Source organism: Bradyrhizobium sp. P2_E8 (assembly GCF_056403875.1).
The window spans coordinates 1-8,626 of the sequence record NZ_JBFUES010000415.1; the positions used below are offsets into that span (position 1 = coordinate 1).

Genomic DNA, 8,626 nt, shown 5'->3' on the forward strand with positions numbered 1-8,626 from the left:
CCTGTGAGTCGGTTCCTGGAACAGGAGGGACAGTCATCGCCCCGGCGTTCCCCGGAACAAAGCCGCGCACCCCGCATTCCCCCTGCACGCAATCGAGCAGAACCACGGTGATCAAGAAGGAATATGAATTCGGCAATGGCAGCAAGACCGTGATTCATCACGACAACGACTGACGGAGCGGGGCCCCGGCTGGAGCGCCGGGACTCACTTCATCGAGAATTCGGGGTGTAATGAAGATACGCGCGCATGCGGAAAGCCACGTCGTCGAACTCGATGACGGATCGCAATGGCAGATCTTTCCCGGCGATCTCGCGACCACGCTGAGCTGGAAGCCCGAAACCGATCTGCGTCTGGAGTGCAGCATCGATCGGGTGAGTTCGCATGTGCTGGTGAACACCACGGACCAGAGCCGCGTCCGGGTGATCGCCGCAGGCGAGAGTTGGCCCGACGGCGAGGTTAAGAAAGCGTTGAGGGATGGGTAAGCCACCTCGGCGCGCGGCGGCAAATCCCCCATTTTCGGTCAGCCGCTTTACGGTCGGTTCGCTCTTGTCCCGCAAAATGCCCGCATGCAGGAGCTGTTCGACATCATCCGTGCCAATCCCTGGCCGTTCGGCGCAGGGCTGTTCGTCGTGATCCTGATGATCATTGCGGAAAACTTTGGCCGCGGCATTCAGGGCGACGGCGCCGTCAGCGACTTCTCGGATGCCGATGGCGGCGACGGAGGCTGCGGCGACTAGGGTTAGTCCCGGCGCGGTCTAGTCGTCCTGCAAATCGGCCGCGATTCCGGCGAGCCAGCGCCGGACCGAGGTTTCCGCCTTGCTATCCAGATCCCGGGCGAGGCGCTTCTCCAGCGCAATCACCCGCTCCCGGCACGCCTTCAACAGCGTCGCGCCGCGCGGCGTCAGCGTCCATTGCTGGATGCGGCCATGGACGGGATGGGGCGTCATCGCAATCGCGCCGTCGCGTTCGAGGTTGCGAATGATGACGCCCACCGTCTGCGGCGTGAGGAAGGTGAGGCGGGCGACGTCGGCGCCMGACAGGCCCGGATAGGCGTTGAGCATCGTCAGTACGGCAAATTGCGGCGAGGTCACGCCGAGATCGGCGAGCGTCCGTTCCATCGTCAGGCGGACCGCGGCATGGGCCTGGCGCAGCAGGTAGCCAAGATAGCCTTCCTCGCCGCGTTTGCCTTCCCCTGGGGCAGGCACGCGAACGGCGCCGCCGTCGGAAGCGGCGGGGGCCTTCCGCGGGCTTTTCGATCTTGTGAAGGCAGCGGCCTTGCGCATCATGTAAGAGCTCTTATACAGTATAAGCATTCTTACAATAACACGAGGTGCACGGCAATGTCACACGCCCGCAGCGAATACGAGGATTTCAAGCGGATCGCGCCCGATGCCTATGATCTGGTGCTGGCGCTCGGACAGCTTGCGGCCAAGGCGGGCCTGGACAGGCAGTTGCTCGAGCTCGTCAAGCTGCGCGCCTCGCAGATCAACGGCTGCGCCTTCTGCGTCCAGCATCACATTCTGCTCTCGGAGCGGCTCGGCGTGCCCATGGACAAACTCCATCTGGTCGCGGTCTGGCGCGAGGCACCGATCTACTCGGCGCGCGAGCGTGCGGCATTGGCCTGGACCGAAGCACTGACGCTGCTGCCGAACGGCTTCGGCGATGAGGTCTATGCCGAGGTGCAGCGCGAATTCTCCGAGACCGAGCTGATGTACCTGACCTCGGCGGTCGCCTCGATCAACGTCTGGAACCGGTTTGGCGCGGCCTATCGCTGGACGCCGACGAAGCGGCCGGTCGCGACGAATGCCGTGGCATCCTGATTGCCATAAGGGAACAAGGGGAGGTTGTCATGACAGCAATGAGTTTGGCCACCACGCAACGCCCGGTGCCGTCGCGATCAACGGCGCTGGCCGTTGTCGGCGGGCTCGCCTGCGCACTCGCGATCGGCAAGGCGCTGCCGCTGACGATGGAGACCGTGTCAGGCGCGCTCGCGCCGCTCTGCGCCACCGCTGCCGAGAGCTCGCCGCTCGACAAGGTCGAGCCGATCGGCTCCTACGCATTGCCGAACGTGCCGGGCAAGCGCGTGACCATCGTGCGCGTCTTCTACGGACCCGGCGGATTTACGCGGCCGCATCGCCACGCAGGCTCGGTGACGGCCTACATCACCAAGGGCGAGATCCGCTCCCAGCTCGGTGGCGGCCCGGTCGAGACGTTTGGCGTCGGCCAGTCCTTCTTCGAACCGCCCGGCGCGACGCATCTGGTGTCGGCGAATGCCAGCGCCACGGAGCCGGCGGAATTGATCGCGGTGTTCGTGGCGGACGAGGGCGCGCAGCTGACGACGTTTCTGGATTAGTTCGCAGCGATCGTAGCCCGGGTGAGCGAAGCGACACCCGGGACAGTCGTCGTGAGAATCCCGGATGTCGCTTCGCTCATCCGGGCTGCGCAATTGGGGTGCTCTGCGATCTCATCAGCCCCCGTACGACGCCGGATCGGGATTGTCGGACGGGTGCTCGAACGATTTCTTCATCGACACCGGCATCGGCACGTGGAAGTTGAGGCCGCGCGGCGGCACCGGCTCCATGAACCATTTGTTGTAGATCTTCTCGATCTCCGGGCTCTTGTAGAGTCTTGCAGTCGCGCGATCGACCACCGCCTTGAACGCCGTATCGTCCTTGCGCAGCATGATGCCGTAGGGCTCTGGATCGGAAAAGGCGCCGGAGCTGATTGCGTAAAGCGACGGGTCCTTCGATGAAGCGATCATGGCCGCAAGCTGGATGTCGTCCATGACGAAGGCCTCGGCGCGGTCGGTCTCGACCATCAGGAAGGCCTCGGGGACGTCCTTTGCATTCATGACGGTGATGCCGAGCGAGCGGGCGGCGTTGGCCTTGTTGAGCTGGGTGATGTTGGTGGTGCCCGAGACCGAGACGACGGCCTTGCCCTTGAGGTCGTCGACCTGGTCGAGCTTCGAAGCCTTCTTCGACACGAAGCGGCTCGCCGTGAGGAAATGTGTGTTGGTGAACCACACCTGCTTCTGGCGGTCGGCGTTGTTGGTGGTCGAGCCGCATTCAAGATCGATGGTGCCGTTCGCCATCAGCGGAATGCGATTGGACGAAGTCACCAAGCTTTCGTTGACCGCGAGCTTGTCCAGCTTGAGCTCAGCCTTGATCTCCTCGACGATCTTCATGCAGATGTCGATGGCGTAGCCGACGGTCTTCTGCTTCTCGTCGATGTAGCTGAAGGGCACTGAACTGTCGCGCACTCCGAGCGTGATCGCACCGGTCTCCTTGATCTTCTTCAGCGTACCGGTCAATTCCTGCGCATGAGCCGGCACGGCGAATGCGACGGCCACAATGACCGCCGTGGTGAGACAACGCATGTGCTTCCCTTTCTCCAGTTTGCTGCCGGAAGCCAAGCAAGTCTGGGGCCAGAGAAGGCCAGGCCGTTCGGGGAGAGCCGGACGCCGATCCGGTCAAACCTCGTGCGCCGAAAGGGGGCGTGATGGGATCGTCGTCGAGGCGCGCCGAGCGGTGAGGCGCGAGCTGCCTCAATTATCCTCGCTGCTCGAGCCCTCGCGCGGGTCCGGCTTGATCACATCCTCGGGCAGCGCATGTGCCACGGGCTGCGGAGTGCCCGCGATCTCCGGGCCGACTTCGCGGCCGCGGGCGCGGATCAGGTGTTCATAGGCGGAGACCAGCGTGACGTAGGGGCTGACCCAGATCCAGCCGTCGCGGGTGAACACCTGGACGTCGAAATGCAGGTGCATCGACGTGCCGGCGGGATGATCGAGATAGTTCGAGACCACGCCGATCTTCTCGCCCTCGGTCACCATGCGGCCGTTGAGCAAACCGTCGGCGTTCATCGCCTGCGGGTTCATGTGCATGTAGCGGAAGCGCATATGCTCGGTGCGGCTGTTGATCTCGAGCGTCGCGGCCTGGTCCTTGGAAGCGCGGATCACGATGGCGTCGCGCACGGCAACGACGGCGCGCTGCTTGGGATCGCAGGGGGCGCGGCCCTCGCCGGGCGGCGGGCATTCGGCGGCGCGGATGTCCTCGCCCTGGTGGCCGTAACCGCCGCCGCATTGCCAGACTTCGAAGCTGCGGGACTCGCAGAAATTGTCGCGCCACGGATAGGCAGTCGGACCGTCGTTCTTGTCGCGCTTGCCGTAGGATTGCGAGCGCACGAAAGCGGGCGCCTTCTCCAGCGGGAAGCGGATCTGCGCATAGGCCATCACGTCCGGATGGCCGCTCTTGTTGCGGTAGCCGCTGTTCGGGATGATGTCGCCGCTTGGCCGGTAGCTGAAATCGGCCGAACGCCCCGAGGGACGATCGATGATGTCGGAGGCAACGTCCATCAACGGCCGCATGCGCTGGCCGCCGGCGACGCGCAGCGCCTTCAGGAAACGTTCGGCAACCGGATAGGCTTCCTTGCAGGCGAGCCGCCGCGGCTTTGCGACGCTGTCCAGGCACTGGATGGAGACGACATAGGCGACGCCGAAGCGGGTGAAGGCGTAGCGCACGTAGCCTTCCCGGATGAACCTGCGCAGGTCCGGATAGAGGGCAGCAAGCGGCTTGACCGGCTCGCCCTTGCCGCCGGCGGGGTCGGCGATGTCATAGAGCAGCGCAGAGCCGGTGATCTGCACCTCGACCGGTCTTGCGAAGACACGCGTCGGCATGCCGTCACCGGCGCCCGCGCCGGGCTCGAGCGAGAAGCTCGCGCTGTATCCGGCGGGGCCGGCGTCGAACATGTCGACGGGGTTGAAATCAGCCTGGTAGCGCGACAGCGACAGGCTTGACGGTGCGCCGTTGCGCTGGGCCTCGAGATAGGCGCCGGCGTCGAACGGCAGCAGCACGGGCACGGAGCTGCGGGCAATGCCGGTGAAGAACTGGGAGGAGACCGCGTTGAGCTGCACCAGCGCCGGCATCGCGCGCGGATCGTAGCGCGGCACGGAACGGCGAGGCACGAAAATGAAATCGCTGGCAACCCGGGGGTGGCCGTTGATCTCGGTGCGGAGCTGGTCGAGCGCTGCGCGCCAATCGACGCGCAGGGCCGTGAGTGAGGGGCTGCGGAATTCATCCGCGGCCAGCGGAGCGGCAACGAGGAGCGAAAGCGACGCCAGAATAAGCGAGACGAAGCGGAGCCTCTTCCTACCCACTGTCTCGCCCCCCGGCGGTACCTGTTCCGATCCTCGATCCCTGACTTAGTCCTTGGCGCGCTCGGAGTAGGAGCCGTCTTCGGTCATCACGACGATACGGGTGCCGACCGAGATGTGCGGCGGCACGGTGGTGCGCACGCCGTTGGAGAGCACCGCGGGCTTGTAGGAGGACGAGGCGGTCTGGCCCTTGGTCACGGGCTCGGTGTCCACCACTTCCAGCGTCACGCGCTGGGGCAGGGCGATCGACACCGGGTTGGTACCGTGCAGGGACAGCTTGACCGTCATGCTCTCCTGGAGATACGCGGACGCGTCGCCGACGACGTCCTTGGAGACCTGGACCTGGTCGTAGGTTTCCGGGTTCATGAAGTGGTAGCCGTCGCCATCTTCGTACAGGAAGGTGTAGTTGCGCTCTTCGATCGTGGCCTTTTCGACCTGGTCGGTGGTCTTGTAACGCTCGGAGATCTTTACCCCGTCCGAGATTCGGCGCATTTCGATCTGGCTGACCGGGGTGCCCTTGCCGGGATGGATGTTCTCGGCGCTCACGACGACATAGAGCTTGCCGTCTTGCTCGATCACGTTGCCCTTGCGAATAGAACTGGCGATGACTCTCAAAGCTGTATTTCCTGCTTGCTTGGCCCGGCTCCGGCCAGGACGTGGTCAAATTGATGGGGGACTTGGGGCCTCAAATCAGACCTCGGCGCCCGTTTCGGGCCGCAACATACTGATTTTGCCGTTGGATGCCAGCACTTTGCTGATGGTTGGGGTGGTCGGTTAATGGCTGGGGACAAGCCGATTTCGCCGTTCTGGTCGCCCGAGCGGCACCTCGACCGGCGGCCGTTCCTCCAGGCGAGGGGAGCCGTGACCGGGGCTTTACGGGGGTTTTTCGCCGAGCAGGGCTTCATGGAGGTCGAAACCTCCGTTCTTCAGGTCTCCCCGGGCAATGAGACCCATCTGCACGCCCCCCGAACCGAGATCGTGCGGCCCGACGGCAGCCGGGCCAGCCGCTATTTGCGGACCTCCCCGGAATTTGCCTGCAAGAAGCTGCTGGCGGCCGGCGAGCMCTGGCGCGCGTGAAGGCTGGCGATCCCAGGGTCGCCGAACGGTTCGAGGTCTATGCCTGCGGCGTCGAACTCGCCAACGGTTTTGGCGAACTGACCGACGCCGAAGAGCAGCGCCGGCGCTTCACGGAATCGATGGCGGAGAAGCAGCGTCGCTACGGCGAGGCCTATCCGCTGGACGAGGACTTTCTTGCCGCGGTCGCCGCAATGCCGGAGGCGAGCGGCGTCGCGCTCGGCCTCGACCGCCTGGTGATGCTGGCCAGCGGCGCAACACGGATTGATCAGGTGGTGTGGACACCCCCTGCAAATGAAACGCCAAGTGAGACATGACGAAGACCAATATTGCACGCACCTTGCGTGAGCCGGCCGAGCTCGTGGCCGAGCACCTCGCGCCTGCCGCGGCCCTGCCGGCACTGGAGCGCGTTGCCGCGCGCTATGCGGTCGCGATCACGCCGGCGCTGGTCGAGCTGATCGACACGTCCGATCCCGACGACCCCATCGCCCGCCAGTTCGTGCCGACCGCCGCGGAGCTCGAGCTGCAGCCGGGCGAGAGCGCCGATCCGATCGGGGATCACCCGCACTCGCCGGTGCCCGGCATCGTGCACCGCTATCCCGATCGCGTGCTGTTCAAGCTCGTTCACGTCTGCGCGGTCTATTGCCGCTTCTGCTTCCGCCGCGAGATGGTCGGACCCGGCAAGGACAACGCGCTCTCGGACAGCGCTTATCGTGCTGCCATTGATTACATCCGCGCGCACGACGAGATCTGGGAGGTGATCCTGACCGGCGGCGATCCCCTGATGCTGTCGCCGCGTCGCATGAGCGAGATCATGGCCGATCTCGCCGGCATCGATCACGTCAAGATCATCCGCCTTCACACCCGCGTGCCCGTCGCCGACCCCGCGCGCGTCAGCGACGAGATGGTCGCAGCGCTGAAGGTTACGGGCGCGACCACCTGGGTTGCGCTGCATGCCAACCATGCACGCGAGCTGACGGAGGCCGCGCGCGCCGCCTGCGCGCGGCTCGTCGATGCCGGCGTCCCCATGGTCAGCCAGTCGGTGCTTTTGCGCGGCGTCAATGACAACGTCACGGCTTTGTCGGATTTGATGCGAGCTTTCGTCGAATGCCGGATCAAGCCGTACTATCTGCATCACGGCGATCTCGCGCCGGGCACGGCGCATCTGCGCACCACCCTGGCGGAGGGGCAGGAGCTGATGCGGCAGCTGCGCGGACGGGTGTCAGGACTGTGTCAGCCTGACTATGTCATCGATATTCCCGGCGGCGCCGGCAAGTCGCCGGTGGGGCCGAACTACGTGTTGGCGGTGCAAAATACCGCACCCGATGCACGTGAAGCGGCGCCGGAAACGCGGTATCGTATCGTGGACTATTGCGGTGACGTTCACCTCTATCCGCCCGAGACGTGAGTGGTGATGGAGCGGAGGCCGGTTTGAAAACGGAGGAGCGGAAATGAAGAAGATCATGGTGGCAGCATCGCTCGTGGTCTTGCTTGGCGGCGCGGCGGTTGCACAGACCGGCGGCTCCAAGGGATCGACCACCACGTCGGGACAGTCGGCGGGCTCTTTGCCGCCTGCACCCGTCGGTCATCGGCAGCCGCGCGCCGGCGACGTGCCGAACGAGAAGAATTTAAGCGACCCGAACGATCCCCTCAGCAAGGAAAATCAGGCGCTCGACAAGAAGATCAAGAGCATCTGCCGCGGCTGCTAGGCCGCGTCGATGCGGGCAGGGCGCGACAGCTCGCCCCGCCCGCGTCTGCCCGACCTTACGCCGACCGCTCGTGCAGCCCCGCGCGCGCGGCGTTGCGCCGGATCTCGACCGCATCGGCGAGCTGCTCGAGCACGGTTGCCGTGGTCGCCCAGTCGATACAGCCGTCGGTGATGCTCTGGCCGTAGGTGAGCGGCTTGCCCGAAACCACGTCCTGGCGGCCGGCGACGAGATTGCTCTCGATCATCACACCCATGATGCGGTTCTCGCCGCCGGAGATCTGGCCGGCAATGTCGGCCACGACCAGCGGCTGGTTCTCCGGCTTCTTGCTCGAATTGGCGTGGCTCRCATCCACCATCACCAGCGGCGCGACGCCGGATTTCGCCAGCTCGTTGCAGGCCGCCGCGACGCTTGCCGCATCGTAGTTCGGCGTGCTGCCGCCGCGCAGGATGATGTGGCAGTCCTCGTTGCCTGCGGTGGAGGCGATCGCCGAGCGGCCGAGCTTGGTCACCGCCATGAAATGATGCGGATGCGAGGCCGACTTCACCGCGTCGGCCGCGATCCGCACATTGCCATCGGTGCCGTTCTTGAAGCCGACCGGACAGGACAGCCCGGAGGCCAGCTCGCGATGGATCTGGCTCTCGGTCGTGCGCGCGCCGATCGCGGCCCAGGACACGAGGTCGGCGATGTATTGCGG

11 protein-coding genes and 1 pseudogene are annotated in these 8,626 nt (G+C 65.1%); 7 read left to right on the plus strand and 5 right to left on the minus strand.

Annotated elements, in window-relative coordinates:
* Positions 1-230 precede the first annotated feature (230 nt).
* Positions 231-482, plus strand: a complete 252-nt coding sequence (locus tag AC1D00_RS22120) for a hypothetical protein (protein WP_135173632.1) — start codon at positions 231-233, stop codon at positions 480-482.
* 84 nt (positions 483-566) lie between these two features.
* Positions 567-737, plus strand: coding sequence for a hypothetical protein (locus tag AC1D00_RS22125; protein ID WP_404556160.1), 171 nt, complete (start codon positions 567-569; stop codon positions 735-737).
* Positions 738-755: 18 nt separating this feature from the next.
* On the opposite strand, the gene AC1D00_RS22130 is transcribed toward AC1D00_RS22125, so the two are convergent.
* Positions 756-1,286: a MarR family winged helix-turn-helix transcriptional regulator gene (locus AC1D00_RS22130; RefSeq protein WP_477012123.1), complete on the minus strand. Its 531-nt coding sequence runs from the start codon at positions 1,284-1,286 to the stop codon at positions 756-758.
* Positions 1,287-1,340: 54 nt separating this feature from the next.
* On the opposite strand from AC1D00_RS22130, the gene AC1D00_RS22135 reads away from it, so the two are divergent.
* Together AC1D00_RS22135 and AC1D00_RS22140 are read left to right on the plus strand one after the other, a co-directional pair.
* Positions 1,341-1,820, plus strand: coding sequence for a carboxymuconolactone decarboxylase family protein (locus AC1D00_RS22135; RefSeq protein WP_477012124.1), 480 nt, complete (start codon positions 1,341-1,343; stop codon positions 1,818-1,820).
* A 29-nt stretch (positions 1,821-1,849) separates the two neighbouring features.
* The gene (locus AC1D00_RS22140; protein WP_477012125.1) at positions 1,850-2,353 is read left to right on the plus strand and encodes a cupin domain-containing protein; all 504 of its coding nucleotides are present in this window, start codon (positions 1,850-1,852) and stop codon (positions 2,351-2,353) included.
* Between the two features lie 114 nt (positions 2,354-2,467).
* Here the strand turns inward: AC1D00_RS22140 and AC1D00_RS22145 are convergent, their stop codons facing one another.
* The 3 genes from AC1D00_RS22145 to efp form a co-directional block, all read right to left on the minus strand.
* Positions 2,468-3,376 carry an amino acid ABC transporter substrate-binding protein gene (locus AC1D00_RS22145; RefSeq protein ID WP_477012126.1) on the minus strand — a complete coding sequence of 303 codons (909 nt, stop codon included), beginning with the start codon at positions 3,374-3,376 and terminating at the stop codon, positions 2,468-2,470.
* 168 nt (positions 3,377-3,544) lie between these two features.
* Positions 3,545-5,152, minus strand: coding sequence for a M23 family metallopeptidase (locus AC1D00_RS22150; protein WP_477012127.1), 1,608 nt, complete (start codon positions 5,150-5,152; stop codon positions 3,545-3,547).
* Positions 5,153-5,197: 45 nt separating this feature from the next.
* A complete protein-coding gene (gene efp / locus AC1D00_RS22155) occupies positions 5,198-5,764 on the minus strand; it encodes an elongation factor P (protein ID WP_135173638.1) in 567 nt (188 codons plus the stop codon).
* A 162-nt stretch (positions 5,765-5,926) separates the two neighbouring features.
* Between efp and AC1D00_RS22160 the strand changes: the two are divergent.
* The 3 genes and pseudogenes from AC1D00_RS22160 to AC1D00_RS22170 all read left to right on the plus strand — a co-directional run bounded on the left by AC1D00_RS22160 (position 5,927) and on the right by AC1D00_RS22170 (position 7,932).
* Positions 5,927-6,540 (plus strand): annotated as a pseudogene (locus AC1D00_RS22160) (amino acid--tRNA ligase-related protein).
* The gene (locus tag AC1D00_RS22165; protein WP_477012128.1) at positions 6,537-7,631 is read left to right on the plus strand and encodes a lysine-2,3-aminomutase-like protein; all 1,095 of its coding nucleotides are present in this window, start codon (positions 6,537-6,539) and stop codon (positions 7,629-7,631) included. Before AC1D00_RS22160 ends, AC1D00_RS22165 begins: the two are co-directional and overlap by 4 nt.
* Before the next feature lie 43 nt (positions 7,632-7,674).
* Complete coding sequence (locus tag AC1D00_RS22170; protein WP_404556169.1) at positions 7,675-7,932, plus strand: hypothetical protein; 258 nt, start codon at positions 7,675-7,677, stop codon at positions 7,930-7,932.
* A 55-nt stretch (positions 7,933-7,987) separates the two neighbouring features.
* Here AC1D00_RS22170 and AC1D00_RS22175 read toward each other — a convergent pair.
* Positions 7,988-8,626: 3-deoxy-7-phosphoheptulonate synthase (locus AC1D00_RS22175; protein ID WP_477012129.1), on the minus strand; the 639-nt coding region annotated here is incomplete at its 5' end.